The organism is Jatrophihabitans cynanchi (genome assembly GCF_027247405.1).
GTDB lineage: Bacteria > Actinomycetota > Actinomycetes > Mycobacteriales > Jatrophihabitantaceae > Jatrophihabitans_B > Jatrophihabitans_B cynanchi.
The window spans coordinates 1,510,645-1,536,230 of record NZ_CP097463.1; the positions used below are offsets into that span (position 1 = coordinate 1,510,645).

The window sequence follows — 25,586 nt, forward strand, 5'->3', positions numbered from 1 at the left end:
CCTCGGCGCCATCGGCCGTCCGCGCCCCTGGCGGCCCTGCGCCACTTCCCCCACCGACCGACGAAATCGCCACCGCTCCCCCCACGCCGGGACGAAATTCAGGCCCGAGATTCGGTAACCCGGTGGGGGGAGCGGCAACACACGCGGCGGCCGGGCGAGGACAGCCCGCCGGCGATACCGTGCAGGGCATGACCTGTTTCGACGACTTCGACGGCTACCTGTCCCTCGACCGCGTCACCGACCTGGCCCTGTCCCACGACGGCAGCCGCCTCGTCGCCACCGTTGCCCGGCTCAACTCCGAGGGCAACAAGCTGATCAGCTCGCTGTGGGAGATCGACCCGGGCGGCGCCACCCCGGCCCGCCGGCTGACCCACTCGGCGAAGGGCGAGACCGGCCCGGTGTTCGCGCCCGACGGCACGTTGCTGTTCACCAGCCAGCGCGAGGCCGAGGACGACGACCCGACCGCGCTGTGGCAACTCCCCGCCGGCGCGGGCGAGGCCCGCAAGGTCCTCACCCGGCCGGGCGGCATCTCCACCGTCCGGGTGGCGCGCGACGCGGGCACGCTCGTTCTCGCGACGCCGGTGCTGCCCGGCAGCCAGGACGCCGAGGCGGACGAGAAGCGGCGCAAGGCACGCAAGGACGCCAAGGTGGGCGCGATCTTGCACACCGGCTCGCTGGTGCGCTTCTGGGACCACGACCTCGGCCCGGACGAGGTGCGGCTGCAGGCCCTCGCGACAGTCGGCCAGGACGAGCCGCAGCCGCAGCCGCGCGAGCTGACCCCCGCGGCCGGGCGCGCGCTGGACGAGACGTCGTTCGCGATCACCCCCGACGGCGCCGCGGTCATCACCGGCTGGAACGTGTTCGACGAGCCGGGGCTGCCCCGCACCCAACTCGTCCGCATCGACACCACGACCGGCACGCGCACCGTGCTCGCCGACGATCCCGGCGCCAACTTCGGCGAGCCGGCGGTCTCGCGCGACGGACGGTGGGTCGTATGTGTGCGCGATCAGCTCACCGCGTACGACCAGCCGCCGCGGTACTCGCTCTGGCTCATCGACCTCGGCACCGGCGCGGGCCGCGAACTGGTGGGCGACCCGGACGTCTGGCCCGGCTCGCCGCAGTTCGCCGCCGACGCCAGCACGATCTTCTTCCTCGCCGACGAGCAGGGACACCGCCCGGTGTTCCGCCTGGACGTCGCCACCGGCGAGATCGCCCGGGTGACCCGCGAGGGGCATTACACCAACCTGCTCGTCGCGCCGGACGGGACGACGCTGTACGCGCTGCGCGATCACGTCGACCACCCGGCCACACCGGTCCGGCTGGACGCGACCGCCACCGACGGCGAAGCGGCGTGGCTGCCCGCGCCGGGCACGACCGAGGTGCCCGGCCGGATCGAGCGGGTCAGCGCCACGGCCGCGGACGGCACCGAGATCTGCGGCTGGCTGGCGCTGCCGGAGGTGGCCGACGCGCCGGCGCCGCTGCTGCTGTGGATCCACGGCGGCCCGCTCAGCTCGTGGAACAGCTGGAGCTGGCGCTGGAACCCGTGGCTGATGGTCGCGCGCGGCTACGCGGTGCTGCTGCCCGACCCGGCGTTCTCCACCGGCTACGGCGCGCGGATGGTCGAGCGCGGCTGGGGACAGTGGGGCGGCAACCCGTTCACCGATCTGATGACGATCACCGACGCGGTCGTCGCGCGGCCGGACATCGACCAGACCCGCACGGCCGCGATGGGCGGCTCGTACGGCGGCTACATGGCGAACTGGGTGGCCGGGCACACGGACCGGTTCCGCTGCATCGTCACGCACGCCAGCCTGTGGGCGCTCGATCAGTTCCAGGGCACCACCGACGTGCCCGGCTACTGGGTGCGCGAGTGGGGCGCGCTGACGACGCAGCCCGAGCGGTACACGCAGTGGTCGCCGCACCATTTCCTCGATGCCATCACCACCCCGATGCTGGTGGTGCACGGCGACAAGGACTACCGAGTCCCGGTCGGCGAGGCGCTACGGCTGTGGACCGACCTGAAGCGTGCGGGTGTCGAGTCGTCCTACCTGTACTTCCCGGACGAGGGGCACTGGATCCTCAAGCCCGGCAACGCCCGCGTCTGGTACGAGACGGTGTGGGCGTGGCTCGGCAAGTACGTCCTGGACGAGAAGTGGCAACAGCCGGAGCTGCTGTGACGGCAGGCAGGCGAAGCGCCGGGCTGCTGCTGCACCGCGCCGGCGGCACCGAGGTGCTGCTCGGGCACATGGGCGGCCCGTTCTGGGCGCGACGCGACGACGGCGGCTGGTCCATCCCCAAGGGCGAGTGCGAGCCGGACGAGCCGCCTCTGCAGGCCGCGTACCGCGAGTTCGTCGAGGAGCTCGGGCTGCCGGTGCCGGTGGGCGAGCTCGTCGATCTCGGCGAGCTGCGGCAGAGCAGCGGCAAGATCGTCGCGGTGTGGGCGCTCGCCGCCGACCTCGACCTGGCCGGGTTCGAGCCGGGCACCTTCGAGCTGGAGTGGCCGCGCGGTTCGGGACGACTGCAGGCCTTCCCCGAGATCGACCGGGCCGCCTGGCTGGACGTCGCGACCGCGCGCCGCAAGCTCGTCGCCGGCCAGGTCGCGTTCCTGGATCGTCTCGCCGCCGCGGTCGGTTGACGTTTGCCACCCTGGCCGTCCGGGCAGGCTGCCGTCATGGACGGCTACCTGCTGCAGGTCAACTACGGCGAGGACGAGACCCCCGTGCGGATCGCGTTGCGTGACTGCACGCCCGACGACGCGGAGGCCGAGCGGCAGGCGCTCGTCAAGCAGATCGAGCACGCGATCGACCTGACCGCGCCGCTGATCTACACCAGCGCGCACACCCCCGATCCGGATGCGAAGATTTCGATCGACCCGGGGCGGGTCACCGGCGTCGACCTCGTCGCACTGGTGGCCTGACGCTTCACGTGGACGCGTTCGCAACGATCGCCGCGCGCCTGGACTACCCGATGTTCGTGGTCACCACCGCGGCCGGCGACGAGCGGGCCGGGTGCCTGGTCGGCTTCGCGACGCAGGCGAGCATCGAGCCGGCGCGCTTCCTGGTCGGGCTCTCGGACAAGAACCACACCTACCGGGTTGCGCGCGATGCCGATCGGCTCGCCGTGCACCTGCTGTCGCGGCGGGACGAGGCTCTTGCGGAGCTGTTCGGCGAACACACCGGTGATCGCGAGGACAAGTTCGCCCGCTGCGGCTGGCATCGCGGCCCCGGTGACGTCCCGATCCTGGACGGGGCCGCAGCCTGGTTCAGCGGGCCGATCGTGCACCGCGCCCCGCTCGGCGATCACACCGGGTTCCTGATCGAGCCGGACGCGGGCGAATGCTCCGATCTCACCGGCGTGATCATGTTCCGCGACGTGCAAGGGCTCGATCCCGGCCACGACGCGTGAACCGCGCGGCAGCCGTCCGCTCAGACGCGGCAGCCGTCCGCTCAGACGCGGCTGCGCGGCATCGGCCCGGCCCAGCCGGACGTGCTGCTCGCGGGCCGGACGGCCGGTACCAGTACGCGCAGGCCGGACGTGCCGCACGCGGCCGCCAACCGGGCCTGGTTCTCAGCCGGGCGCTTCGCGTCGCGCCGGCGCAGGGCGGAGCGCTTCCAGCGGTCGACATACTCGTCGAAATCGACATTCACCATGGTTTCCCCCGAACCCATGCAAGGCGTGGATCCCCCAACCCACGCGGTACAAACACGGTAACACGCAGCGTTGCCCGAGAGAGGGGCGAAGATGACGACCCAGCATCGGCCGCACCCACCGGTCGTCCTCGGCCCGAACCTGCCGGAGACGTTCTACCGCGCGTCCGGCCGGCTTGCCCGGTTCCGCGGCGTGGACCTGCCGCCGCGTCCGGAGGACTGGGTGGGCTCGGCGACGCCCCGGTTCGGCCAGGCGCCGAGCGGGCTTTCCGTGCTGCCCGACGGCCGGCTCCTGGCCGACGCGATCGCTGCCGAACCGGCCGACTGGCTGGGTCCTGCCCGCGCCGACGCGGGGCTGCTGGTCAAGCTGCTGGACGCCGGCCAGCGGCTGCCCGTCCACGTGCACCCGGCGCGCCCGTTCACGCAGTCGCACCTGGCCAGCCCGTACGGCAAGACCGAGGCCTGGATCGTGCTCGATGCGGCACCGGATGCCTTCGTCCACCTGGGCTTTCGCCGCGACGTGAGCGCGGGCGAACTCGCGCGCTGGGTGCAGGCGCAGGACGTCGGCGCGTTGCTCGCGGCGACGAACCGGATCCCGGTCGCGGCCGGGGACTCGCTGCTCTGCCCGGCCGGCGCACCGCACGCGATCGGGCCGGACCTGCTGCTCGTCGAACTGCAGGAGCCCACCGACTTCTCCGTCCTGCTCGAGTGGGAGGGGTTCGACCTCGGTCCACGGGACGCGACCCTCGGCCTGCCGTTCGAGCTGGCCATGCAGTGCGTGGACCGGCGCGCCTACTCCACCGAGCGCCTCGCCGCGCTGCGCGGCACGGCGACGTCGCTGCTGCCCGCCGAGGCGGCGGAGTTCTTCGCCGCCGAACGCGTGGCGGGCGGGCAGGTCGTGACCGGCTTCGCGGTGCTGGTGGTCACCGACGGATCCGGACGGCTCACCGGCGAGTGGGGCGAGTTGGCGCTGTCGGCCGGGACGACGCTGGTGATCCCGTTCGCCGCCGGCGGATGCCGGCTGAGCGGTGCCGTGTCCGCCGTCAACTGCCGGCCCGCCTGAACCTGCGCGCCCCGGTATCACCCCCCGGCCGCGCGGCCTCTTGACGGACGCGGGGACGCGACATCCGGCCAACCCGACCGAGGACGCCCCGCGCAGACAAGGGGGTGACAGCAATGTCCCACTACGGCGACCGCTCGGTGGAGACACTCAGGGCGCTGGAGAAGGTCGGCGCGATCAACCTGGACGTCCTGATCAGCAAGGCGGCCGAGGTGCAGAGCGCGCTCAAGGAGGCCGGCGTCGACCTCGAGCCCGGCGAGATCTGCTATCGGTTCACCATGCACATCGGGCCGCACTTCGGCGACGTCGTCAGCGTCGCCGCCGAGGTGGAGCGACTCGGTTTCGCGATCGAGCGGGTCCAGCAGCGATGACAGTCTGCGTGTCCGGTGGCGGCGCCCCACCGGACGCCGCCACCGGCCACGCGCTCGAACTGCTCCATTCGGCCCTCGACGTCGTCGAACTGCTGGTCACGCACGTGATCGAACCCGGCCGGGCGGAGCAGGAGGGCTTCACCAAGGAGGTCGGCGAGATCGCGATGCTGCTGCGGCTCGCCGACCGGGTACTGACCGGTGACGCCGACCGGCAACGCATCGTCGACCTGGCCGGTCGCATCGCCTCACTCGCACGGTCGCCGGAACACCGCGGCGTGATCGTGCGCCGCCCGTCCCGGGCAGCGGCACACCTGCTTGCGCACGCCTGCCTGCAGCAGTTCGGCTGCATCGACCCGGCCTTCGACGAGCTCGCGCGGGCAGCACTTGCCGCGAGCGCCGCCGGGGCGAGCGAGCGGGTGCCGTACCGGCTGCTGGACGTCGCGTGGATCCGGCACCTGCTGCTCGGCGACGGCGAACTGGACCACCCCGCGCTCGCGCTCTCGCCGATCGCGCAAGGGGTCGACCTCGTCGGTGCCACGACCGAGGACGCGTATGCGTTCAGCCACGCGCTGCCGTACGCCACCGATTTCGGACGCCACCCGTTGCCCGGCTGGGCCGACACCCGCTGGCTGGCGGGCATCGCCGACGCGCTGGTACTGAAGGCGCTGGACGAGGACGACCTGGACCTGCTCGGCGAACTGCTGATGGTTCCCGCGCTGCTGCGCCGGCCCTGGTCGCCCGTGCAGTGGTTCGGCTGGCGGGTGCTGTGTGACACCTGGCGCTACTACGGCTTCGTGCCCGGCCCCGGGCTGCCGGCCGCAACCGCTGTCGAGTCCACCGCGCAGACACGCCGCCGCGTGCTCGGCACCGTCTACCACACGACGCTGGTCGGCGGCCTGCTCGTGGCGACCCTGCACTCGTGCGGGTACTGGCCGCCCGCCGAGCCGCCTGTGTCGACCGGCCGCGTGCTGCCGCCGGTCGGCGGTGTCGACCCGGCCGACACCGCGCTCGTCTGGCAGCGGGTCTGGCACCGGCTCGATGCGCACGAGCGGGCCGACCTGGCCGCGGTCCCCGAGGGAATGGCCCTGCACCGCGCGCTCGCACGCACCGACGTGGCTGCGATGTTGCACTCGCTGCGCAATACGCGCGCGCTGCTGCCCGAACCCTTGGTGAGCCAGAGCGCCGAACTGCTCAACCGGCTCGCGATCGTCGTCGGCGCCTGAGTCGTCCTCATGGTCAGGGCCGCGTTGTGGTCGACGGGCGGCGTCAACCTGCCTTGATCATGACGCGCGGTGTGGCCACTGCTCAGTCCGTTGGGCGCACCCGCGAGTCGCGACGGTGATCGCGTGGAAGAAGCCGTGCGTCAGTGGAGGGTCGCTGGTCTGGAGGATCGGCCGAAGCCGGGGTCGGCCGACGCAGGTGGACGAGGTCGCGCGCCATGGTTCGCAGCGAGAACGGAGCGAGCTCACCGATCGACGTGAACAGGCCGACTTCTTCAGTAAGTCCTGACCTCCGCGCGGTTGACGGCGAATCCGTGACGCGTCGCCAGATCGACGCAGCTGAGGAACGCCGATTCACTGCGGCAGGCGAGCGATCCGTGGCGCAGCGTCGAGCCGTAGGGCAGCACGGTGCTGATCGGGTCGAAGGGCTCACCACCAAGGCAGAGCCCGCGACTGACCTCGCCGCTGAGGATGCTCAACGAACTCGCGACCCAATTGAGGTGGCAGGAGCTCGGCGTGGGCGGCGTGGGGTAGGTGTGCTGGATGACGAGACACGTCACGCTCACCGTGCTCGCAGCGCCCATCATCCCGCAGACGATGTTTCCGCTAGGCGTCGTGAACTCGGCAATTCCCGGACGGGGCCTCATCGGCTGCCCGGCTTGGGAGGAGCCTTGCTGATAGCCGACTTCGGCCGTCGGCGCGCCGCCCTGGACGTAGTCGATCAGGTCGCTCGCGGTGGCCGGCATCGCGCCGTTCGGGGCCGGGTGAGTGATCACGCTCGTGGGCGGTGTGCCCACAGGGGAGGGCGGCGGGGACGCCGGCAGAGACGGCACCTGCCCTGTGGCATTGTGGTTGCCGATGGGCGTCCGGTCGTCGGCGTGGTCGCCGATCACCGTCACCATGACGGTGAGTGCGGCCACGGCCGCAGCTGCTGACAGCGCCGCGGTCACGGTCCGGGAATTCCGGGTGCACCCCCGCCGGCCGCGAGCGGATGCCGGCTCGCGCAGGCCGGCGAGCCGGTCCTGGATGACCGGACTGCGATAGTCGTCGGGGATCTCAGCTTCGAGTCGCGCGAACGCGGCCCACAGATCGCTCAGGTCAGGCATCTGGCGCCTCCCGCTGTGTGTAATCGATGCGGGGCGCGGCCAAGCCGCGCGAGAGGTGACTGCGGACCGTGCCCGGCCGGCAACCGAGCGTCTCGGCAGTCTCGTCTGTGGACAGTCCCTCGTAGAAGTGCAGGACGATCACCGCGCGCTGTTGGCGCGGCAATCTCCGCAGTCCGGCGAGCAAGGCATCTCGCTCGGCTAGCTCGTGTGCGCGGTCCGATACCGCGCAGTCCACGATCTCATCGCCGTACGGTCGCTGCCGGGCCCATTTGCGCTGCCATGAGATGTAGTGATTGACCAGCATCCGCCGCACGTACGCGTGCCTGTGATCGGCCGTCGCGACATCCGTCCACCGCTCGAACGCCTTGACCAGGACGTCGGAAACGAGTTCCTCGGCCAGATGCCGGTCGCCGCACAGTACGACAGCAAACCGCAGCAGCGCAGTCTGGTGCGCGGCCACATAGGCAGCGAAATCGTCCGCCGTCAGCCTCATCACACCCCCAAAGACGCAGCAACCACCCTCAGCGTTGAGCGGGTGATCAAATCGTGATCGCCGTGTGCACGCGCTCACCGGTTGTCGCTGCACAGGAAGACCAGCGATAGGCGCAACATCGCCGGCCAGTGGGCACAGACAACCGGATATCCGGTTGCGCGTCGGGCGGCTCGTCTGGATTGGCCGCGATCTCAGCGCAGTCAGCGCTCCGGACACGAGCTATGCCGACACCTCGGTCGGTGCCAGAGACGCGATCGGGGCCGGCAGCGGTACTGCCGGCCCCGAATTTCGCGAACAGGGTGCCGCCAACTTCGCGAACACCCCGCGGTGGTCCTGACGGGAACACAATCACACACGCGCGCGACGATCATCGGGTTGCCCACCGGGCTCTAGACCAGCCAGTCCTCGTCAGGTCGATCTGCGGCCTCGGCGGTGTCGAGCCAGTCGGACACCGCCTTGACGATCGCGGCCGAACGGCGCCCGGCTCCGCGCGGGAACCGGTTCGGCGGCACCAGCAGCAGCGGCGCCGCCGCCTGATCACCCGAGGCGTAAGCCTCTAACAAGAGCGGGCGGAAGTCCTTGATGTTCTCGGTGACGATGCGCCGTCCGGATGCGACGGCGTGACGAAACACCTCCGAGTCAGGCTGCGCGCGCAACTGCGGGTCGGCCACCACCGCGACGACGTCGTGCCCGGCCGCACGCAGTTCGGCCGCGATCGCGTCCGAGTAGTGCTCGTCGAGAAGTAGCTTCTCGCTCACGCGAGCAAGCGCTGCCGAGCACGCCAGCCCCCGAGCGCCTCCGTCGCGGCCCGCTCGTTCTCAGCGATCTGCGCGTCGATCTCGGCCGGAAACGACCCGTAGTACTCCAACGCCAGCTGAACCTGCGCCGGCGACAACGTCATCTCAGCGGCTGCCGCGGCGATTGCGCGCTTCTCGTCCTTCTCACGGGATGCCCGCACAGCGCCGATGACTTCCCAGACGTCCGGCCCGGCGACGAGGGCAGCCCGCCGACCGGACGGTCCGTCCCGGAAGACGATCCCGGGATGTTCCTGACTGCGCAGGCCTTCGTCGACCAGCCGCTGGGCCAGGCCGGAAGGTGTCGAGTCCAACAAGCCGGCCCGACGCCGCAACCGCTCCAGCAGTGCGGCGTCGAACCGGATCGACAGCGGATTCGTCATGCGCTACATCGTAGCGCAGTGGAGGTGGCGGGAATCGAACCCGCGTCCTCCGTCGCTTCAACAGGACTTCTCCGGGCGCAGTGTGCTGTGTCAGCCTCGGCTCGACCGGTCACGCACACAAGCCGGTCCGACGAGCCCAGTCGCTGTTTGTTGTCCCGTCCGGCGCCGCGACCGCGACTGACGGTGAGTCACCTAGCTGATGCCAGCGACCGGGCCGGTGACGGACCCGGGCTGACAGACTTGCTCGGGCTGCTTAGGCAGCGAGAGCGAAGTCGGCGCGACTGTTGTCGGCGCTTATTTTTTGTGCATCGCTTTTTTTACGAGGTCAGCAATGCGGTCCTCGGCCCGCTTCTCCTGTCTCGACGAACGGAGTCGAAACCGTTCACCCCCTGGTCGTGTACTGGTCGTGTACCACCCCAGCCTAACGCCTCCTGGCGCACGAGTAATCCTCACGCGGTGATGGTGACGCCCACGCGCCGCACCAGCGTCGTCAGCACCTTCGTCTGGGCGGCTGAAAGTTGCAGCACGTCCGCGGCCTCCTGGACGGACATGACCAGCCCGCCAGGTGCGGCGGCCGGCGGTTCCTGCCCGGCCGCACCCAACCGGCTGTCCAGCAGCGCGTTCACCTCCCCGGCCGTGCGCGGGTCGTCCAGCCCCCATTGGCCGAGGACGGCGAGCACGTCCGCCGGGATGCCGAGAACGCCGGCAAGTTGAGCCAGCAGCGACTCCAGATCGGGCGACGGCAACCGCTCCTCGACGGTCTGCAGCCGGTAGCCCTCCCCCATCTGTTCGTGTTCGGCGACGACGAACGTCCGGTCGGACGCCGCGGTCAGCGCATCGAGGACGGTGGCGGTGTCGTCCTGGCGCAGCGCGACCCACACCGCTGCGGGCAGCCCCGGAGCACCGTCCGGGGCGCTCGCCGCGAAGCGCACCTCGGGCGGCTCGGACTCCAGCCAGCCACGCACCTCCCGGCCGCGGACGACCGCGCCCAGCACCGCCACCACTCGGGCCGCCGCGTCCAGTTCCGCCTGGTACTCACGCAGCCGCGCCGATCGGGACTGCTCCTGGCTGGGCGAGCTCATGGGTCGAGTCTGCCCCGCGGACGCGCGCGAGTGCGGGAGGTGCGCGGCTTCGGCCAACCGTCCAGCCGACTACCCAGCCGACTGCTCAGCCGACTGCTCAGCCGACTGTCCAGCCGACTACCCAGCCGACTGCTCAGCCGACTGCTCAGCCGACTAGGAGGACGAGGACCGCAGCCACGGCGACCACCAGCGCGGCGATCGCCACCAGGGCCGCGGTGAGCCGGCGCGAGCGGGCGTGCCCGAGCTCCTCGTCGGTCGGCTCGGTGTCCAGCCTGCCGTACCGACCGGGCAGCAGCGGCGTGTCGCCGGCGGGCAGGTCCTCAGCGGTGACGACCGCCCCCGGCAGGCCCACCCAGGCGCCCGAGGCGACGAAGCAGGGCGCCGTCCGCAGGATCGCCTCGGCCAGCCCGGCCAGCCGGTCGTCGGCGTCCGTGGCGGGCAGGGCGACGTCGAAGCTGCGCAGCGCCAGCGTGGTGCGCTCCAGCTCGAGCCGCTGGATCGGGCCGGCCACCAACAGCCGCCGCACCGCAGGCGTCAGGATCCGGCGCGCGGCAACGGGATCGTCAGCGGTGACCAGGTAGAGCTCGTCGAACGCGGGATCCTCGAGCGGCACCGAGCTGGCGGCCAAAGCCGGGACACCCGGCCGGTGCAGCGCCGATCGGTGATCCACGACCAGACGCGGCACGCCGCCGGGCATGCTCACGGTCAGCAGCCGCCAGCGCTCACCGCTGCCGGGACGCGCGTACTCCTCGACCACGCCCAAATAGCCATAGGCCACGGTGTCGCGGCGGCGGGTCGCGGTCGCCCGGTCGGCGCCGCCACCGAACGCGGCCGGGTCGTCCAGGACCGCTCCGGCGAACCGGGCGAGGCCGGGCTCGGATGCGCCGCCCAGCATCGAGCCGCGCCGTTCGCGCATGTGCACCTCCGTCCGCGTGAGGCAGCCTAACGGCAGATGCGCCTACCCGCGCGGGATGCGCAGCAGCCGGGCGCCGTTGTCCCAGCACACCGCCCGCAGCCACCGCTCACCCAGGTCGAACCGCTCCAAGGCGGCCAGCTGCTCGGCGTACGGATACGGGATGTTCGGGAAGTCGCTGCCGAGCACCACCCGCTCGCCCAGGTCGCCCAGTTCGGCGACGATCTCCGGCGGGACGGGGGCCAGGGCCTCCATGAACCGGGTGCCGACCATGGTCGTGTCCAGGTGCACGTTCGGATACCGGCGTGCGAACGCGAGGTGCTCGGCGTACTCGGGCGCACCGCAGTGGGCGATCACCGCGGTCAGCCGCGGATGGCGGGCGAGCACCTCGCCGAACGGCCCGGGTCCGGTGTGCTCGCCGGGCAGCGGGCCGCTGCCGCAGTGCACCACCACCGGCACCGCGGCCTCGGCGAGCATCCCCCACACCGGGTCGAGCACGTCCTCGCGCGGGTCGAACGCGCCCACCTGCACGTGCACCTTGAACACCCGGGTGCCCGCGTCGAGGGCCGCGCGCACGTAGTCCGGCGCCCCCGGCTCCGGGTAGAACGTCCCGGTGGGTACGCAGCCGGGCGTCCGCGCGGCGAACTCGCGCGCCCACGCGTTGAGCGATCCGGCCATGTCCGGACGGTGCGGGTACAGCAGCGCCGGGAAGGCCCGCACCCCCAGTTCGGCCAGCGTGGCCAGCCGCTTCTCATCGGACGCGCGGTACTGCACCGGCCAGGCGACCCCGTAGTGCTCCTGCGCCGCGTCGAAGTAGCGCCAGACCGCGTCCAGCACCGGCTTGGGCATGAAGTGCACGTGGATGTCGATCAGCCCGGGAAGGCCGAGCCGGCGCCAGAACGCCGGGACGTCGGCATCGTCCACGCGTTTCTCCTAGTCCATGCCCTTGGCGCGCCGGCCGAGCGCCCTGCGCACCTCGCGATCGGCGTCCTTGCGGGCAAGGTCCTGCCGCTTGTCGTACGAACGCTTGCCCCGAGCCAGCGCGATCTCGACCTTGACCTTGCCTGCCGCGAAGTAGATCGACAGCGGGACGAGCGTCAGCCCGCTCTCCTTCGTCTTGCCGATCAGGCGCAGGATCTCGCCACGGTGCAGCAGCAGCTTGCGGGTGCGCCGCGGCTCGTGGTTGGTCCAGCTGCCGTGCGTGTACTCCGGGATGTGCACGTTGCGCAGGTAGATCTCGCCGTCGTCGATAGTGGCGAAGCCGTCGACGAGCGAGGCCCGGCCGAGGCGCAGCGACTTGACCTCGGTGCCGGTGAGCACGATGCCTGCCTCGTAGACGTCGAGGATCGAGTAGTCGTGCCTGGCCTTCTTGTTCTGGGCGATGATCTTGCGGCCGCCCTGTCGATTGCTGGAGGCGGCTTGGACGGACATGCCTACAACCGTACGTACAGGCGCAACGTGACAAACGCGGTGATGGCCGAGAGGACGACCCCGACGATCAGGCCACTGCCACCGGCGACCAGCACGTCGTTGACGTTCAGGTTCGGGATCACCCCGTTGCGCGTCGGCCCTTCGAACACGTTGTCCAGGACGTAGCTCTTTCCGGCTGCGATCAGCCCGATGGCGACGAATCCGCCGATCGCCGAGGCGATCACCGCCTCGAGCATGAACGGCAACTCGGTCATCCACCTCGAGGCGCCCACCAGGCGCATGATGCTGGTCTCGTTCTTGCGCTGGGCCGCCGCGACCTGGATGGTGTTCGCGATCAGCAGCACCGAGGCGAGCAGCACCAGCAGCGCGATCACGATCGAGAACCATCTGGCGCTGTCGATGATGTTCAGCAGCGTGTTGATCGTGTCGATCTGGTTGTTCACCCGGCCCACGCCGGTGACGCCCGAGTACTTGTCGTGGAACGCCGTGTAGTCCTTCTGCAGGTCCTTGAGCTTGACGGTGAACGACGCGGGCAGGTCGCCGGGGTGCAGGAAGTCACCGGTGGTGCCCTGCAACTGCTCCTTGCCGCGCTGGTACGCCTCCTGCTCGGAGACGTAGCTGGCGGACTTGACCATCGGGTCCGCGAGCAGCATCTGCTGCAGTGCCGCGGTCTCGGCGGGCGTTGTCTTGTGCTTGCAGTTCGGGTCACCGGTGTGCAGTTGCGCGCACAGGTACACCGAGACGTTGATCTTGTCCTCGTACTTGGCCTTGAACTTGGTGATCTCGGTGTTGGCGAGGATCGCCGCGCCGACGAACGCGAGCGCGATCGAGGTGCTGAGCACGAGCGCGATAGTCATCGCGGCGTTGCGCCGGATGCCGGCAGCCACTCCGGACAACACGAAATTGGCGCGCATGACTTCCTATCTGCTCGTGGACTGGTGCACGGGGGGCACTGGCGGACCGGTCAGCGGCCGACCCCGTAGACACCGCGGGACTGATCGCGAATGACCTTGCCGAACTCGAGCTCGATGACCCGCCGGCGCATCGCGTCGACGATGTTGTTGTCGTGCGTAGCCATGACGACGGTGGTGCCGGTGCGGTTGATGCGCTCAAGCAGGCTCATGATGCCCTGGCTGGTGTCCGGGTCCAGGTTCCCGGTCGGCTCGTCGGCGAGCAGGACGAGCGGCCGGTTCACGAACGCGCGGGCGATGGCCACCCGCTGCTGCTCGCCGCCGGACAGCTCGTTCGGCAGCCGCTGCGCCTTGCCCTGCAGCCCCACCAGGTCGAGCACCTCCGGAACGGTGCGCTTGATGGCCTTCGGCGACTTGTTGATCACTTCCAGCGCGAACGCGACGTTCTCGTAGACGGTCTTCTTGGGCAGCAGCCGGAAGTCCTGGAACACGCAGCCGATCTTGCGGCGCAGGTCCGGTACCTTGCGCCGGGCCAGCCGGTTCAGGTTCTTGCCGTTGACCGTCACGATGCCGGCGTCGGAGACCTCCTCGCGCAGCAGCAGGCGCAACACGGTGGTCTTGCCCGAACCGGACTGGCCGATCAGGAAGACGAACTCGCCCTTGTCGATGTCGAAGGAGACATCATCGAGCGCGGGGCGGGCACCGGCCGGGTAGACCTTGGAAACACTGTGCAGCCGGATCACAACGCGGAAGTTTACCGAACGGTTATCTAGCCGGCCGCCAAGACGAGCCCCGCGCGCGGCGGCCGCTCAGGTTCCGGGCGTGGGCTGTGTGCCCGTTGTGGGCGTAAAACGCAGTCGGACCCGGTTGCTAGCGTGGTCCAACGTGGTCGCCCCCTCCCCGCGTGCTGTCGCCGACGTCACGTCGCGCCCCGCCCCCGACCTGCTGATCGAGGCCCGCGGCCTGACGAAGACGTTCGGGGACTTCACCGCGGTCGACGGCATCGACGTCGCGGTGCCGCGCGGCGAGGCGTTCGGCTTCCTCGGCCCGAACGGAGCGGGTAAGAGCTCGACGATGCGGATGATCGCGTGCGTCGCGCCGATCACGTCCGGGTCGCTGCGGATCCTCGGCATGGACCCGGTCAGCCAGGGCCCGCAGATCAGGGCCCGGCTCGGCGTCGTCCCCCAGCAGGACACCCTCGACCTCGAGCTCACGGTTCGGGAGAACCTGTACATCTACGGCCGGTACTTCGGCATGTCGCGGGCCGCGCTGCGTCCGAAGATCGACGACCTGCTCGACTTCGCCCAGCTCACCGAGCGGGCCGACGCCAAGGTGGAGCCGCTGTCCGGCGGCATGAAACGCCGGCTCACCATCGCGCGATCGCTGATCAACGATCCGGACATCCTGCTGCTGGACGAGCCGACCACTGGCCTGGACCCGCAGGCCAGGCACGTGTTGTGGGACCGGCTCTACCGGCTCAAGCAACAGGGCGTCACGCTGGTGCTCACGACGCACTACATGGACGAGGCCGAGCAGCTGTGCGACCGGCTCGTCGTGATGGACGGCGGGCGCATCGTCGCCGAGGGGTCGCCACAGCAGTTGATCACGGCGCACTCGACCCGCGAGGTGGCCGAGCTGCGGTTCGCCCCGGGCGAGAACGCCGCGGCTGCCGAACGCATCGGCGACCTGCTGGACGACGCCCGCGAACGCGCCGAGGTGCTGCCGGACCGGGTGCTGCTGTACGTGGCCGACGGCGAGCAGGCCCTGGCGCGGGCGCACGAGGCCGGCCTTTCCCCCATCTCCAGCCTGGTGCGCCGCAGCACGCTGGAGGACGTGTTCCTGCGCCTCACCGGCCGATCGCTGATCGACTGATGAGCGCCGTAACAGCGCCCCCCTCGCGCAGTCACCTCTGGCAGGTCGTCGAGTACCAGCTGTACGTCGGGCGGCGGATCTGGCGCAGCATGTTCATCGTCGGCGTGTTCACCCCGCTGGCGTACGTGCTCTCGCTCGGCATCGGGCTGGGGACGGTGGTCAACAACCACGGCAACAGCCTGGGCGTGCCGTACCTGGTGTACGTCGCGCCGGCGTTCCTCACCGCGGCCGCGCTGCAGATCGCCGCGGCCGACTCGGCGTACCCGATCATGGCCGGCTTCAAGTGGATCCGCACCTTCCACGGCATGGCCGCCACCCCGCTCACCCCGGCCCAGATCTGCGACGGGCAGCTGATGTGGGTGGCGCTGCGCATCTTCGCCAACTCGCTCGTGTACCTGGCGATCATGGCCGCGTTCGGCGGCACTGAGCGCTGGTGGGTGGTGCTCTGCGTCCCGATCGCGACGCTCACCGCGATGGCGTTCGCCGCCCCGGTCGCCGCGATCGCGGCCACGATGGAGAACGAGGGCAACGGCTTCAACATGCTGTTCCGGTTCGTCGTCACGCCGATGTTCCTGTTCAGCGGCACCTTCTACCCGGTCAGCGAACTGCCGGAGTGGGGACGCTGGCTGGCGTACATCTCGCCGCTGTGGCACGGCACCGAGCTGGCCCGCGGGTCTGCGATCGGGCACCTCGCCGGCACCGCGGTGCTCGGCCACCTGGCCTACCTGCTGCTGTGGTTCGTCGTCGGGCTCGGGCTGGCCCGGTGGCGGTTCGGCGTCAGGTTGAGCAAGTGAGAACACGCCACAAAACCGCTCCGCAAAGCGCGCTCCACGCGTTCGCGGGGACGCCGACATGAGCGCTCCGCCGATCGCACCGGGGGCCCGCGCGTCGGCGACGTTCCGGATCCTGCCGCCCGGCATGTACGCCGGACGCAGTCACGTAGTGCTCGAGCGCGCGTTCAAGGTGTACCGGCGCGGCTGGATGCTGATCTTCTCCGGCTTCTTCGAGCCGCTGTTCTACCTGTTCTCGCTCGGCACCGGGCTGCACAACCTGGTCGGGACCGTGACCGGACCCGGCGGGCACGAGCTCAGCTACACCGCGTTCATCGCGCCCGCCCTACTGGCCTCGTCGGCGATGAACGGCGCGATCTACGACTCGACGATGAACGTCTTCTTCAAGATGAAGTACGGCAAGCTCTACGACGCGATGCTGGCCACCTCGCTCGGGCCGCTGGACGTGGCGGTGGGCGAGATCGGCTGGGCGCTCATCCGCGGCGGGCTGTACTCCGCCGGTTTCATGATCGTGATGGTGGCGATGGGGCTCACCGCGTCGTGGTGGGCGGCCGCGATGTTGCCGGCGGCGCTGCTGATCGCGTTCGCGTTCGGCGCGGTCGGGATGGCCGTGACGACGTACATGAAGACGTTCCAGGACCTGGACATGGTGCAGGTGGCGGTGCTGCCGATGTTCCTGTTCAGCGGCACCTTCTACAACCTGCACGTGTACCCGACGTGGCTGCGGATCATCGTGGAGTGCCTGCCCCTGAATCACGGGATCGAGCTACTGCGCGCGCTGAACGCGGGTGTGCTGGACTGGTCGATGCTCGGGCACCTGGCCTACTTTGCGGTGATGGCCGCGGTCGGGGTCGCCGTCACGGCCAAGCGGCTGGACAAGCTGCTGCTGCGCTGAGCGGCCTCAGGTGCCGCGCTCGCCCGCCTCAGCCCGGCGGTCGCCCGCCTCAGCCCGGCGCTCGCCCGCCTCAGGTGCCGCGCTCGGCCGCCTCAGCCCGGCGCTTCCCCCCTGCTGTTACCAGATCCGGGGCCCGAATTTGGTCACTGGGTGGGGGAAGCCGCGGCGCTTTCGTCAGCCGGTGGGGGAAGCGAGCTGCTGACCCCTGCGCCAACGGATGCCGGCCTCGATGAAGCCGTCGATCTCGCCGTCGAGCACGGACTGCGGGTTGCCGACCTCGAAGCCGGTGCGCAGGTCCTTGACCATCTGGTACGGGTGCAGCACGTAGCTGCGCATCTGGTTGCCCCAGCTGTTGCCGCTGTCCTTGAGGGCATCCATGGTGGCCTGCTCCTGTTCGCGGCGGCGCTCGAGCAGCTTGGCCTGCAGCACGTTCATGGCGCTGGCCCGGTTCTGGATCTGGCTGCGCTCGTTCTGGCAGCTGACCACGATCCCGGTCGGCAGGTGGGTGATGCGCACGGCCGAGTCGGTGGTGTTGACGCCCTGCCCGCCCGGCCCGGACGAGCGGTAGACATCCACCCGGATGTCGTCGTCGGGGATGTCGACGTGGTCGGACGACTCGACGACCGGCAGCACCTCGACGCCGGCGAAGCTGGTCTGGCGCCGGCCCTGGTTGTCGAACGGGCTGATCCGCACCAGCCGATGGGTGCCCTGCTCCACGCTCAGGGTGCCGTACGCGTACGGCACCCTGACCTGGAAGGTGGCCGACTTGATTCCGGCCTCCTCGGCGTAGGAGGTGTCCAGCACCTCGGTGGCGTAGTTGTGCCGCTCGGCCCAGCGCAGGTACATGCGCAGCAGCATCTCGGCGAAGTCGGCGGCGTCCACACCTCCGGCCTCGGAGCGGATGGTCACCAGCGCCTCGCGCGCGTCGTACTGGCCGGAGAGCAGGGTGCGGACCTCGAGTTCGCCGATGGCCTTGTGCAACGAGACGGCCTCCGCCTCGGACTCGGCCTTGGTCTCGGCGTCGTCGGCCTCCTCGCCCATCTCCCACAGCAGTTGCGCGTCGTCGGTGCGCCGGCGCAGCTCCTCGACCTTGCGGATCTCGCCCTGCGCGTAGGACAGCCGGGACGTCACCTGCTGCGCCTTCTCCGGGTCGTCCCACAGATCGGGCGCGGACGCCTGCGTCTCCAGGTCGGCTACCTCGCGGTGCAGTTTGGCCAGGTCGAGCACCTGCTCGATGCTCGCGAGGGTGGCCGAGAGTTCTTTGAGTTCAGCGGGGACGTCCACGACCGTCCAGATTACGCGAGCCGGCCCCGCCCGGTGGTCACCGAGTGCGCCGACCGTTGCCGCGTCGGGCGAATCCGTCAGGACAGCGGCGCTCGGGCGGAGGAGCGCGCGGACTGGTGAACGCCGCGGCCGAGACCGAACATCGCACCGAAGACGATGCCGGACGTCTGCTCGCAGCGCACCGTGAGCACGGTCGCGTCCTGCGACAGGCCGGTGACCGCCTGCACGTGTGCGCGGTCACCGTCGCGTGCGAGGTACGCGGCCACTGCGGCCTGCGCCCCGGCGAAGCGCAACTCGGCGCCACCGGCGAGGGCGCTACCGCGGGCCAGGTCGGCCGCGCTCGCCGCTGCGGCGGCCGCGGCGCCGTCGCACACGTCCTGCAGGCTGCGCTGGTGCACGAACGCGTCGCCGGCCGCGACCGACCCCGCCACCGCGAGCAACGCGACCAGGAAGAACCCGAGGATCAGCGGCAGGGTCGAACCGCGGTCGTCGTGCCCGAGCCGAAGGATGCTCACGGGACGCTGCGGAACTCGTCGACGTGCACGGTGTAGCGGCCGATCGTGGTGATGCCCCGCCCCTGCAGCACGCTCGGCACCGCCGGCAGGGCGGCGTGGCGGATCACGCACACGGTGAACTGCGCGCCGGGATCGAGCCGCGGCACCACCCGTGCCGAGTCGCAACCGGCCCCGGCCGCGACGAACCGCAGGTCGGCGTCGTCGTCGAGTCCCTGGTCGTGCAAGGCGATCCGCACCGCGGCGCGCACCCGCGCGGCGGCCTGGTCCGGCCGGTCACTGGTCGCGAAGGCGCGGCCGGCCTCGCGGGCGGCCTGGCTGACTGCCAGCGAGCTGCGCTGCACGGTGGCCACCGCCGCGATGAGGTAGACGAGCGGGAGCAGCACCACGATCGCGACGAAGACGAACTCGATGATCGCCGTCCCGTCATCGCCGGCGACGCGCCGTTCGCTCACGGCGTCGCCTCGATCAATGCGGACGAGCGGACGTCGATCGTCAGCGGCAGGTCGAACGGCAGCAGCGCCATCCGCAGCCGCCCTCGGCAGTGCACGGTACGCGTGGGCAGTCCGGACGAGTCGACGGCGTCGGCCTGCACGCACGGGATGTCCGCGGCGGCACGGGCGGTCAGCCCCTTGCCGATCAGCTGATCGGCGCGCTGCGCACCAGCGTCGGACGCTCCCGTGGTGCCGGCCGCGTAGCGGGCCGCGTCCGCGGCCGCGGAGGCGACGACGTTGCGGGCGTAGAACCAGAGCGCCACCTGCAGCACCGTGAACAGCAGCAGCACGAGCAGCACCGCGAGCATGGCGAACTCGACGACGCTCGCGCCGCGGTCCGAACGCGGCACGGCGAAACGTGCCATGTTGCGGCTACTTGCTGTTGCTGACCGAGTTGATCGCGCCGGTCACCGCGTCCTTGATCTGCGGCTCGAACACCGCCAGGATCGCGACGACCAGGATCGCGGACATCACGGTCACCATCACCCAGCCGGGCACGTCACCGCGCTCGGCGTCCTCACCGTGGGCCCTGGCGAGCGCGGCACGTAGCCACGCCGCGAAGAAGTCCAGGTTGCTCATCGTCGTCCTCCTCGGACTCGGGGTTTCGGGCATCACGGTGGCGGTCACCGGGCCAGGGACGTCAGCGTCAGCAGGCCGGGGTACAGGGCGAACAGCACCGTCACCGGCAACAGCAGGAACACGACCGGGACCATCATGGTGATCTCCTTGCGGCCGCCCGCCTCCAGCAACGCGCGCTTGCCCAGCTCGCGCACGTCCATCGCCTGCGCCCGGAGCACGTCGGCAAGCGGGGTGCCGCGCTCGAGCGCGACGACGAGCCCCTGCAGGAACCTGGTGAACGGCTCCAGGCTGGTCCGGTCGGCCAGTTCGGTGAGCGCGACCGTCAGCGGAGCGCCCGCGCGGGTGCGCGCTAGGGCGCCGTCCAGGTCGCGGGCCAGTTCGCCGCTGGTCAGCCGGCACACCCGCCGCAGGGCGTCGGCCGGCGCCTCCCCCGCGACGACCGCGAGAGCAAGCAGGTCCGCCATCACCGGGAACTCGGCCAGCATCACCTGTTCCCGCTGCTCGAGCTGGCGGCTGAGCCACCAGTCGCGGGCGAGCACTCCGAGCACGAGCCCGCCGAGCGCGCCCGCACCGACGAGAACCGGGTTGAACCGCCCGGCCAGCGAACTCAGCCCGGCAAGGGCGACGCCACCCCCGAGCAACCCGGCGGCGCCGCAGAGCACCTGTTCGATCCGGAAGTCCTCGACCGCGAGGTCGCTGCCGAGCCCGGTGAGGCGCCTGCGAACCGACGCGGTGCCGCCGACCAACCGGTCCAGCAGTCCGATCACGTCACGCAGTGCCGGGCCGAAGACCTTGCGGATCACCCCGAACGGTGCGGTGTCGGAATCCGGCGCGGTGAGCAGGCGCGAGGGCGGCGGCGTGTCGGCGAGGTACGGCGCGATCCGGTCCGCCAGCCGCACCGGCCGCATCGGCGGCAGCGCGCGCACCGCGATCACGGCACCGAGTGCAGCGACGAGGCCGAGCAGTGCGCCGATCAGCCAGCTCGGACTCATCGCAGAACCCGCCGATCCTCGGGCAGCCGTCCGATCCGCAACATCATCCGGTACGCGATCACGCACACCACCGCACCGATGGCGAGCAGCAGTGCGCCGCCGCCGGAGTCGTACGCGTGCAAGGTGGTCGACCTGGTGCCGAGCAGGAGCAGCACCACCCACGGTGCCGCGACCGCGAGCCGTGCCGCGTTCACGATCCAACCCTGCCTGGTCTCCAACTCGGCGCGGGTGCGGGCGTCCGAACGCAACAGCTCGGACAGCATCCGCAGCACCGAGCCGACGTCGCTGCCACCTACCTCGTGGGCGACGCGCATCGTCTCGCAGACCCGATCGCCCACCGGATCGGCCAGATCGGCCTCGAGCCGGTCGAGGCACTCGCCGAATCGGCCACTCGCGCGGTACGCGGTCGCGAACCGTCCGAACGCCGGTCGCAGCTCCGCCGGGCCGCGAACCGCCAGCGCCGACAGCCCTTCGGGCAGCGACATGCCGGCCCGGACGGCCGACGCGAGATTGTCCACGGCCTCGGGCCACAGTTCACGCAGCGCGACCTGGCGCTTACGGCGCATCCGGCGCAGCACGACGGTGGGCAGGAAGAAGGCGAAGACGCAGAAACACAGCGCGACGGTGAGCGTTCGCGTCAGGACCAGGACGACGAGCGACGCTGCTACCGAACAGCCGAACTGTGCGAACAGCAGCTGGGTCCCGCCGACACCGTCGACGCCCGCCTGCCGGATCAGCTGGTGCCTACGGGCCGCCCAGCCGGAGGTTCGCGGCGAGGTGACAAGCGGGGCTCGGCGGCCGCTGCGCCAGATCAGCAACAGCCCGATGCCGAGTGCGAGGCCGAGGACCGCTCCCACGTCAGGCCTCGCGCACTGCCGACTGCAAGGTGCGTTCGGAGCGCCGGCCCAAAGCGCCCAGCAGGTCGATGCCGGCCGCCTCGTACCGCTCCGGCCTGGGCGGGTACCCCTCACCCCGTTCCAGCCGCCCGCGGATCGTGGTGAACAGCTCGGTCGTCTCGATGACGTCGCCCTCGACCCGTCCGGTCACGCCGACGATCTCGCGCACCCGACGCGCCCCGCTCGCCTCGACGCTCAGGTGCACCACCAGGTCGACCGAGGTCGCCACGGTGGGCACGACGAATGCGGCCGACACGTTCTCGCCCGCCAGCAGCGGGAGCGTGCACATCTTCACCAGCGCCTCGCGCGCGGAGTTCGCGTGCAGCGTGCACATGCCGGGCAGCCCGGAGTTCAAGGCCACCAGCAGGTCGAGGCACTCCTCCTGCCGCACCTCGCCCACGATCAGCCGGGACGGCCGCATGCGCAGGGCTTCTTTCACCAGGCGCCGCAACGGGATCTCGCCAGTGCCCTCAAGGTTGGGCTGGCGGGTCTGCATGGCGACCACGTCCGGAAGCGGCACCTGCAGTTCGAAGACCTCCTCGACGGTGACCACCCGCTCGCGTGCCGGGATCGCTGCGCACAGCGCGTTGAGCATCGTCGTCTTGCCCGCCTGCGTGCCGCCCGCGACGAGAACGTTCAGCCCCGCCGCGACCGATGCCTCCAGGAACCGGGCCGCCTGCTCGGTGAGCGAACCCGCCGCGATCAGCTCCTCGAGCGAGGACAGCCCGAGCACGAACTTGCGGATGTTCACCGCCATGTGGCGGCGGGTGATGCTCGGGATCACGACGTGCAGCCGGCTGCCGTCCGGGAGCTGCGCGTCGACGAACGGCGTGGACAGGTCGAGCCGCCGGCCAGTGGTACGCAGCATGCGTTCCACCAGCTCGGCCACCTGCTCGCCGGTCAGGATCACGGTGGTGAGCTCGGAGCGGCCGCGGCGCGCGACGAACACACGGCCCGGTTCGTTGATCCAGATCTCCTCGATCGCCGGATCGTCGAGAAGCGGCTGCAGCGCGCCGAACCCGGCGACGGCGTCGTGCACCGCGCGGGCCACCAGGGCCGCGTCGCCGAGCGGCGGCAGCGGTGAGGTGGTGGCCCGGTTCAGGTACTCGGCGACCACCTCGTCGATAAGGCGAGCCACGGCGCCGGGGTCGAGTGCCGGGTCGATGCCGCGGCGACGCACCAGCTCGCGGACGTCGGCCTCGATGATGCTCTGCGCCGACGACGCCGATCCCGACAACGACAACCCCGAGAACGACGGCCCCGCCCCCGACAACACAGTGGCCCCTCCCAAATGCACTAAACCCGGCGCACCGGTGCACAGAGGGTACGACGGATCGGGCTCCAGGGGAATCGCTGAGCGGGATCTGTGGACGACCGGTGAGCGCAGGGGCCGGTGACAGTTTGATTGGGGTGAGAGCGGGAAGCCTCAGCTCATGTTGATGGACATCCTGATCGCCCTCGTCATCGTCGTGATCGCCGCCGCACTGGGCATCATCGTGCACCCGCTGCTCTGGTTGATCGTCATAGTCGCCCTGATCTGGCTCTTCACCCGCCGCGGCAGCTGGTCCCGTTCGCGGGTGTAGCTGCGCTAGGGCTGCTGGTGCTGCCGCGGGACGACGTGCACCGTCCGGATCGGGCTCTTCGCCCGGGCGTGGTGCGCGTCGCCGCGGTAGATCCAGCGGTATTCGACGGTGCGAGTCGGTCGCACCCGCAACCGCGCTGCCCCGTGCTGCGACGTGTGGACGACACCGACGAGGTGGAACGTCCCACCGGGCACGCGCGCGTACAGCTTCAGCCGGGCGTGCTGGACCGGCCGGCCTGACCCGTCCCGTACCCGTCCCACCACCGTGAGTGCCGTTCCGCGCGTGAGGCGCTGCGCGTGGCTGATGGTCACCGACGCCGGGCAGACGGTGACGGCGCGCCGCACCGCCGCGCCCTCGGTGGCCGAGAACTCGACCACGTGCCGGCCCGCGGCGACGCCGGTGAACCGGTAACCGTCGCCGCCCGTCACCGCGGAACGGTGCACGAAGCCGACGCGCGTGCCGTCGAGCTCGACCCGGTGGGTTCCGACGCCGGACGAGGTGTACCAGTCCCGGACGGTGATCGAGCCGAGCGCTGCGCCACAAGCGGCGTGCACCTGGATACCGCGGTACGCGAACGCCGTGCCGAGGACGGGACGGGCGCCGGCGGTTCCGGACAGGCTTGAGACGGACAGTGCGGCGACGGCGATGCCGATCGCGGCTCTACGGACTACCCCCACCAGTTCCCCAACCGGTCACGCCCGACACCCCCGCCAGGCTGGGAGAATCCTAAACGAAATCTTCACCGCACGCTGCCCCATCGGGCGCGGAAGACGGCGATTCGTCCGGTTCGAAAGGGAATCCGGGGCCGCGCGCCGCGCCCTACCCTTGCTGCAGCACCGCTCCCGGGGGTCAGCATGACGGTCCAGCACGATTCGGCGGCCCGTCCGCGGCCGGCACGCGCGGTGCACCCGCCGACCGGTCCCGAGCCGACCACGCCGACGCCGACGCCGGCACCGACACCGGCGCTGCTGCGCTCGCTCGCCGCGGCCGATGCCGGCTCGCGCGCCCGGGCGCTGGAGTCGGCACAGGCGAGCTCCGGCAACCGCGCCGTACAGCGCCTGCTCGGCGGTGCCGCGTCCGACCTGGTGGATCTCGCCACCCTGACCGCCGAGGCCGCCCGGCTGCTGGTGACCGGGCTGGTCGGCGGCGCGGGGGCGGTGACGAACGAGCTGACCGACGCGCTGTTCTGGTTCGCCCACCCGGACCTGCGCGGCGTCCGCATCGAACCCGGCACACCCGAGGCACGACAGTGGCTCACCATCCGCGATTCGGTCGTCCGCCCGTTGCTGCACCCGAAGCCGGGAACACCCGCCGCCGACGCGCACACAGCAGCCGCACCGACCGGCCTGACGCCGACGGACCACGTGGCTGCGCAGAGCGGGCCAGCGACGACGGCCGGTACCGGCGACCGCTACTTCACCCAGGACGCCGGCCACTACCAGGACACCAGTGGCGGGACGGTGCGCGTGTGGATGTACGGCTCGTCCGCCGCGAACGTCTGCAACATGACCTCGCTGACGATGAGCCTGGTCAGCATCGCGGGCGAGAGCGAGTTGCGCAGCAGGTTGATCGGGCTGCTGCACACCGCGGGCATGCATGAAGGTGCCCAGGTGCAGGTGGGCGGGAGGTGGACGCCGCTGGCCACCGCGCTGGACGACCCGAAGCTCGTCGCCCGCATCGAGACCCTTGACCTGGTCACCGCCGCCGCGATCGGCACGTCCAGCGGGTACGGGTCGGTGACGAAGGCGGCGACGATCGCGCGCATCGCCAACGCGACCGGGCTGGCCACCGCGTCCGAGGCGACCGGCGCGATCCACCTGACCGACGCCAAGGTCAGGGCGAAGGCGGCCGCGCTGCTCGCCGCCGGCAACCGGGTGATCGCCGGGACGGTGAACCACTACATCTACCTGCTGGAGGTCCGCGACGACGGCGTGCTCGTCCACGACCCGGCCGGCGCCCGGGTGCAGCCGGACCTGACCGGCAAGCTGTTCCTGCACAACGGTTCGGCGGCGCACCTGGCCGGCGAGTTCCTCGGCTTCGACGCGACCCGCCGCGAACGCGCGGTGCGCCGGCTGTCGCAGAACCCGTCGCTCGCGCCACTCGTCGATCGGCTGCAGTCGATCGCGGCGATGAGCGGCGCCGACCGCGCGGCGGGGCTGAAGGCATTGCGCAAGGACTTTCCCGGCGACCACGAGGCCGGGGAGCGGAACTACTACGCAGCAGGCGAGTTCGCCGAGAACGACCTGCGGCTGCGCGTCACCGTCACACCGACCTGAC

32 protein-coding genes and 1 other RNA gene are annotated in these 25,586 nt (G+C 70.9%); 12 read left to right on the plus strand and 21 right to left on the minus strand.

The annotated features are described in order from the left end of the window. The first annotated feature begins 188 nt into the window (after positions 1 to 188). From M6B22_RS07280 to M6B22_RS07295, 4 genes are read left to right on the plus strand one after another with little or no spacing between them, the layout of a single operon-like run. On the plus strand, positions 189 to 2,177 hold the full coding sequence (locus M6B22_RS07280; RefSeq protein ID WP_269445100.1) for a S9 family peptidase: 1,989 nt from the start codon (positions 189 to 191) through the stop codon (positions 2,175 to 2,177). Further along, a complete protein-coding gene (locus tag M6B22_RS07285) occupies positions 2,174 to 2,635 on the plus strand; it encodes an NUDIX domain-containing protein (RefSeq protein WP_269445101.1) in 462 nt (153 codons plus the stop codon). The genes M6B22_RS07280 and M6B22_RS07285 overlap by 4 nt, the downstream gene beginning before the upstream one ends. 36 nt (positions 2,636 to 2,671) lie before the next feature. Next, positions 2,672 to 2,917, plus strand: coding sequence for a hypothetical protein (locus tag M6B22_RS07290; RefSeq protein WP_269445102.1), 246 nt, complete (start codon positions 2,672 to 2,674; stop codon positions 2,915 to 2,917). 50 nt (positions 2,918 to 2,967) lie between these two features. After that, positions 2,968 to 3,405, plus strand: a complete 438-nt coding sequence (locus tag M6B22_RS07295; protein WP_407935659.1) for a flavin reductase family protein — start codon at positions 2,968 to 2,970, stop codon at positions 3,403 to 3,405. A 41-nt stretch (positions 3,406 to 3,446) separates the two neighbouring features. On the opposite strand, the gene M6B22_RS07300 is transcribed toward M6B22_RS07295, so the two are convergent. Then, on the minus strand, positions 3,447 to 3,650 hold the full coding sequence (locus M6B22_RS07300) for a hypothetical protein (protein ID WP_269445104.1): 204 nt from the start codon (positions 3,648 to 3,650) through the stop codon (positions 3,447 to 3,449). 91 nt (positions 3,651 to 3,741) lie between these two features. Between M6B22_RS07300 and M6B22_RS07305 the strand changes: the two genes are divergently transcribed. The 3 genes from M6B22_RS07305 to M6B22_RS07315 all read left to right on the plus strand — a co-directional run bounded on the left by M6B22_RS07305 (position 3,742) and on the right by M6B22_RS07315 (position 6,301). Then, positions 3,742 to 4,710, plus strand: coding sequence for a class I mannose-6-phosphate isomerase (locus M6B22_RS07305; protein WP_269445105.1), 969 nt, complete (start codon positions 3,742 to 3,744; stop codon positions 4,708 to 4,710). Positions 4,711 to 4,823: 113 nt separating this feature from the next. Next, positions 4,824 to 5,078, plus strand: a complete 255-nt coding sequence (locus tag M6B22_RS07310; protein WP_269445106.1) for a hypothetical protein — start codon at positions 4,824 to 4,826, stop codon at positions 5,076 to 5,078. Further along, the gene (locus tag M6B22_RS07315) at positions 5,075 to 6,301 is read left to right on the plus strand and encodes a DUF6895 family protein (RefSeq protein WP_269445107.1); all 1,227 of its coding nucleotides are present in this window, start codon (positions 5,075 to 5,077) and stop codon (positions 6,299 to 6,301) included. The genes M6B22_RS07310 and M6B22_RS07315 overlap by 4 nt, the downstream gene beginning before the upstream one ends. 272 nt (positions 6,302 to 6,573) lie before the next feature. Here the strand turns inward: M6B22_RS07315 and M6B22_RS07320 are convergent, their stop codons facing one another. The 11 genes from M6B22_RS07320 to ftsE all read right to left on the minus strand — a co-directional run bounded on the left by M6B22_RS07320 (position 6,574) and on the right by ftsE (position 14,154). Continuing rightward, the gene (locus M6B22_RS07320; protein WP_269445108.1) at positions 6,574 to 7,404 is read right to left on the minus strand and encodes a hypothetical protein; all 831 of its coding nucleotides are present in this window, start codon (positions 7,402 to 7,404) and stop codon (positions 6,574 to 6,576) included. Then, positions 7,397 to 7,897, minus strand: coding sequence for a SigE family RNA polymerase sigma factor (locus tag M6B22_RS07325; protein WP_269445109.1), 501 nt, complete (start codon positions 7,895 to 7,897; stop codon positions 7,397 to 7,399). Before M6B22_RS07325 ends, M6B22_RS07320 begins: the two co-directional genes overlap by 8 nt. Before the next feature lie 389 nt (positions 7,898 to 8,286). Then, positions 8,287 to 8,655, minus strand: coding sequence for a DUF5615 family PIN-like protein (locus M6B22_RS07330; RefSeq protein WP_269445110.1), 369 nt, complete (start codon positions 8,653 to 8,655; stop codon positions 8,287 to 8,289). Then, positions 8,652 to 9,074, minus strand: coding sequence for a hypothetical protein (locus M6B22_RS07335; RefSeq protein WP_269445111.1), 423 nt, complete (start codon positions 9,072 to 9,074; stop codon positions 8,652 to 8,654). Before M6B22_RS07335 ends, M6B22_RS07330 begins: the two co-directional genes overlap by 4 nt. A gap of 16 nt (positions 9,075 to 9,090) precedes the next feature. Next, positions 9,091 to 9,464, minus strand: a transfer-messenger RNA (tmRNA) gene (ssrA, locus tag M6B22_RS07340). Between the two features lie 59 nt (positions 9,465 to 9,523). After that, the gene (locus M6B22_RS07345) at positions 9,524 to 10,156 is read right to left on the minus strand and encodes a hypothetical protein (protein WP_269445112.1); all 633 of its coding nucleotides are present in this window, start codon (positions 10,154 to 10,156) and stop codon (positions 9,524 to 9,526) included. Positions 10,157 to 10,301: 145 nt separating this feature from the next. Next, positions 10,302 to 11,072: a hypothetical protein gene (locus M6B22_RS07350; RefSeq protein WP_269445113.1), complete on the minus strand. Its 771-nt coding sequence runs from the start codon at positions 11,070 to 11,072 to the stop codon at positions 10,302 to 10,304. A 42-nt stretch (positions 11,073 to 11,114) separates the two neighbouring features. After that, on the minus strand, positions 11,115 to 11,993 hold the full coding sequence (locus tag M6B22_RS07355) for an amidohydrolase family protein (protein WP_269445114.1): 879 nt from the start codon (positions 11,991 to 11,993) through the stop codon (positions 11,115 to 11,117). 9 nt (positions 11,994 to 12,002) lie between these two features. Continuing rightward, on the minus strand, positions 12,003 to 12,500 hold the full coding sequence (gene smpB, locus M6B22_RS07360) for an SsrA-binding protein SmpB (RefSeq protein ID WP_269445115.1): 498 nt from the start codon (positions 12,498 to 12,500) through the stop codon (positions 12,003 to 12,005). A 2-nt stretch (positions 12,501 to 12,502) separates the two neighbouring features. Beyond that, positions 12,503 to 13,414: a permease-like cell division protein FtsX gene (gene ftsX, locus M6B22_RS07365; RefSeq protein ID WP_269445116.1), complete on the minus strand. Its 912-nt coding sequence runs from the start codon at positions 13,412 to 13,414 to the stop codon at positions 12,503 to 12,505. Positions 13,415 to 13,464: 50 nt separating this feature from the next. Continuing rightward, a complete protein-coding gene (gene ftsE / locus M6B22_RS07370) occupies positions 13,465 to 14,154 on the minus strand; it encodes a cell division ATP-binding protein FtsE (RefSeq protein ID WP_269445117.1) in 690 nt (229 codons plus the stop codon). Positions 14,155 to 14,296: 142 nt separating this feature from the next. Here ftsE and M6B22_RS07375 point away from each other — a divergent pair, with 142 nt between their 5' ends. Genes M6B22_RS07375 through M6B22_RS07385 form a run of 3 tightly spaced genes read left to right on the plus strand, consistent with a single transcriptional unit; the run spans position 14,297 to position 16,969 of the window. Further along, positions 14,297 to 15,283: an ABC transporter ATP-binding protein gene (locus M6B22_RS07375; protein WP_269445118.1), complete on the plus strand. Its 987-nt coding sequence runs from the start codon at positions 14,297 to 14,299 to the stop codon at positions 15,281 to 15,283. Beyond that, on the plus strand, positions 15,283 to 16,077 hold the full coding sequence (locus M6B22_RS07380) for an ABC transporter permease (protein ID WP_269445119.1): 795 nt from the start codon (positions 15,283 to 15,285) through the stop codon (positions 16,075 to 16,077). Before M6B22_RS07375 ends, M6B22_RS07380 begins: the two co-directional genes overlap by 1 nt. Before the next feature lie 58 nt (positions 16,078 to 16,135). Then, positions 16,136 to 16,969 carry an ABC transporter permease gene (locus M6B22_RS07385; protein ID WP_269445120.1) on the plus strand — a complete coding sequence of 278 codons (834 nt, stop codon included), beginning with the start codon at positions 16,136 to 16,138 and terminating at the stop codon, positions 16,967 to 16,969. 174 nt (positions 16,970 to 17,143) lie between these two features. On the opposite strand, the gene prfB is transcribed toward M6B22_RS07385, so the two are convergent. The 8 genes from prfB to M6B22_RS07425 all read right to left on the minus strand — a co-directional run bounded on the left by prfB (position 17,144) and on the right by M6B22_RS07425 (position 22,930). After that, positions 17,144 to 18,265, minus strand: a complete 1,122-nt coding sequence (gene prfB, locus M6B22_RS07390; RefSeq protein ID WP_407935660.1) for a peptide chain release factor 2 — start codon at positions 18,263 to 18,265, stop codon at positions 17,144 to 17,146. 65 nt (positions 18,266 to 18,330) lie between these two features. Next, positions 18,331 to 18,768 carry a pilus assembly protein TadG-related protein gene (locus M6B22_RS07395; protein ID WP_269445122.1) on the minus strand — a complete coding sequence of 146 codons (438 nt, stop codon included), beginning with the start codon at positions 18,766 to 18,768 and terminating at the stop codon, positions 18,331 to 18,333. Beyond that, the gene (locus M6B22_RS07400; RefSeq protein WP_269445123.1) at positions 18,765 to 19,220 is read right to left on the minus strand and encodes a TadE/TadG family type IV pilus assembly protein; all 456 of its coding nucleotides are present in this window, start codon (positions 19,218 to 19,220) and stop codon (positions 18,765 to 18,767) included. Before M6B22_RS07400 ends, M6B22_RS07395 begins: the two co-directional genes overlap by 4 nt. Then, positions 19,217 to 19,624, minus strand: a complete 408-nt coding sequence (locus tag M6B22_RS07405; protein WP_269445124.1) for a TadE/TadG family type IV pilus assembly protein — start codon at positions 19,622 to 19,624, stop codon at positions 19,217 to 19,219. Before M6B22_RS07405 ends, M6B22_RS07400 begins: the two co-directional genes overlap by 4 nt. 7 nt (positions 19,625 to 19,631) lie before the next feature. Next, on the minus strand, positions 19,632 to 19,838 hold the full coding sequence (locus M6B22_RS07410; RefSeq protein WP_269445125.1) for a hypothetical protein: 207 nt from the start codon (positions 19,836 to 19,838) through the stop codon (positions 19,632 to 19,634). Between the two features lie 44 nt (positions 19,839 to 19,882). Then, a complete protein-coding gene (locus M6B22_RS07415; protein WP_269445126.1) occupies positions 19,883 to 20,830 on the minus strand; it encodes a type II secretion system F family protein in 948 nt (315 codons plus the stop codon). Beyond that, a complete protein-coding gene (locus M6B22_RS07420; protein ID WP_269445127.1) occupies positions 20,827 to 21,687 on the minus strand; it encodes a type II secretion system F family protein in 861 nt (286 codons plus the stop codon). Before M6B22_RS07420 ends, M6B22_RS07415 begins: the two co-directional genes overlap by 4 nt. Position 21,688: 1 nt before the next feature. After that, complete coding sequence (locus M6B22_RS07425) at positions 21,689 to 22,930, minus strand: CpaF family protein (protein ID WP_407935661.1); 1,242 nt, start codon at positions 22,928 to 22,930, stop codon at positions 21,689 to 21,691. Positions 22,931 to 23,159: 229 nt separating this feature from the next. Here M6B22_RS07425 and M6B22_RS07430 point away from each other — a divergent pair, with 229 nt between their 5' ends. Beyond that, on the plus strand, positions 23,160 to 23,309 hold the full coding sequence (locus tag M6B22_RS07430; RefSeq protein ID WP_269445129.1) for a hypothetical protein: 150 nt from the start codon (positions 23,160 to 23,162) through the stop codon (positions 23,307 to 23,309). 5 nt (positions 23,310 to 23,314) lie between these two features. Here M6B22_RS07430 and M6B22_RS07435 read toward each other — a convergent pair whose 3' ends face one another. Further along, positions 23,315 to 23,986: a hypothetical protein gene (locus M6B22_RS07435; protein ID WP_269445130.1), complete on the minus strand. Its 672-nt coding sequence runs from the start codon at positions 23,984 to 23,986 to the stop codon at positions 23,315 to 23,317. Positions 23,987 to 24,163: 177 nt separating this feature from the next. Here M6B22_RS07435 and M6B22_RS07440 point away from each other — a divergent pair, with 177 nt between their 5' ends. Beyond that, the gene (locus M6B22_RS07440; RefSeq protein ID WP_269445131.1) at positions 24,164 to 25,585 is read left to right on the plus strand and encodes a hypothetical protein; all 1,422 of its coding nucleotides are present in this window, start codon (positions 24,164 to 24,166) and stop codon (positions 25,583 to 25,585) included. Position 25,586: the final 1 nt, after the last annotated feature.

Excerpts from the sequence above, each read along its gene's own strand:
- M6B22_RS07295 (WP_407935659.1), top strand. The coding sequence starts at position 2,968 with ATGTTCGTGGTCACCACCGCGGCCGGCGACGAGCGGGCCGGGTGCCTG.
- M6B22_RS07310 (WP_269445106.1), top strand. The coding sequence starts at position 4,824 with ATGTCCCACTACGGCGACCGCTCGGTGGAGACACTCAGGGCGCTGGAG.
- M6B22_RS07335 (WP_269445111.1), bottom strand. The coding sequence starts at position 9,074 with ATGACGAATCCGCTGTCGATCCGGTTCGACGCCGCACTGCTGGAGCGG.
- M6B22_RS07290 (WP_269445102.1), top strand. The coding sequence starts at position 2,672 with ATGGACGGCTACCTGCTGCAGGTCAACTACGGCGAGGACGAGACCCCC.
- M6B22_RS07315 (WP_269445107.1), top strand. The coding sequence starts at position 5,075 with ATGACAGTCTGCGTGTCCGGTGGCGGCGCCCCACCGGACGCCGCCACC.
- M6B22_RS07380 (WP_269445119.1), top strand. The coding sequence starts at position 15,283 with ATGAGCGCCGTAACAGCGCCCCCCTCGCGCAGTCACCTCTGGCAGGTC.
- M6B22_RS07280 (WP_269445100.1), top strand. The coding sequence starts at position 189 with ATGACCTGTTTCGACGACTTCGACGGCTACCTGTCCCTCGACCGCGTC.
- smpB (WP_269445115.1), bottom strand. The coding sequence starts at position 12,500 with ATGTCCGTCCAAGCCGCCTCCAGCAATCGACAGGGCGGCCGCAAGATC.
- M6B22_RS07320 (WP_269445108.1), bottom strand. The coding sequence starts at position 7,404 with ATGCCTGACCTGAGCGATCTGTGGGCCGCGTTCGCGCGACTCGAAGCT.
- M6B22_RS07385 (WP_269445120.1), top strand. The coding sequence starts at position 16,136 with ATGAGCGCTCCGCCGATCGCACCGGGGGCCCGCGCGTCGGCGACGTTC.
- M6B22_RS07305 (WP_269445105.1), top strand. The coding sequence starts at position 3,742 with ATGACGACCCAGCATCGGCCGCACCCACCGGTCGTCCTCGGCCCGAAC.
- M6B22_RS07325 (WP_269445109.1), bottom strand. The coding sequence starts at position 7,897 with ATGAGGCTGACGGCGGACGATTTCGCTGCCTATGTGGCCGCGCACCAG.
- M6B22_RS07300 (WP_269445104.1), bottom strand. The coding sequence starts at position 3,650 with ATGGTGAATGTCGATTTCGACGAGTATGTCGACCGCTGGAAGCGCTCC.
- ftsX (WP_269445116.1), bottom strand. The coding sequence starts at position 13,414 with ATGCGCGCCAATTTCGTGTTGTCCGGAGTGGCTGCCGGCATCCGGCGC.
- M6B22_RS07405 (WP_269445124.1), bottom strand. The coding sequence starts at position 19,624 with ATGGCACGTTTCGCCGTGCCGCGTTCGGACCGCGGCGCGAGCGTCGTC.
- M6B22_RS07350 (WP_269445113.1), bottom strand. The coding sequence starts at position 11,072 with ATGCGCGAACGGCGCGGCTCGATGCTGGGCGGCGCATCCGAGCCCGGC.
- M6B22_RS07440 (WP_269445131.1), top strand. The coding sequence starts at position 24,164 with ATGACGGTCCAGCACGATTCGGCGGCCCGTCCGCGGCCGGCACGCGCG.
- M6B22_RS07415 (WP_269445126.1), bottom strand. The coding sequence starts at position 20,830 with ATGAGTCCGAGCTGGCTGATCGGCGCACTGCTCGGCCTCGTCGCTGCA.
- M6B22_RS07410 (WP_269445125.1), bottom strand. The coding sequence starts at position 19,838 with ATGAGCAACCTGGACTTCTTCGCGGCGTGGCTACGTGCCGCGCTCGCC.
- M6B22_RS07345 (WP_269445112.1), bottom strand. The coding sequence starts at position 10,156 with ATGAGCTCGCCCAGCCAGGAGCAGTCCCGATCGGCGCGGCTGCGTGAG.
- M6B22_RS07430 (WP_269445129.1), top strand. The coding sequence starts at position 23,160 with ATGTTGATGGACATCCTGATCGCCCTCGTCATCGTCGTGATCGCCGCC.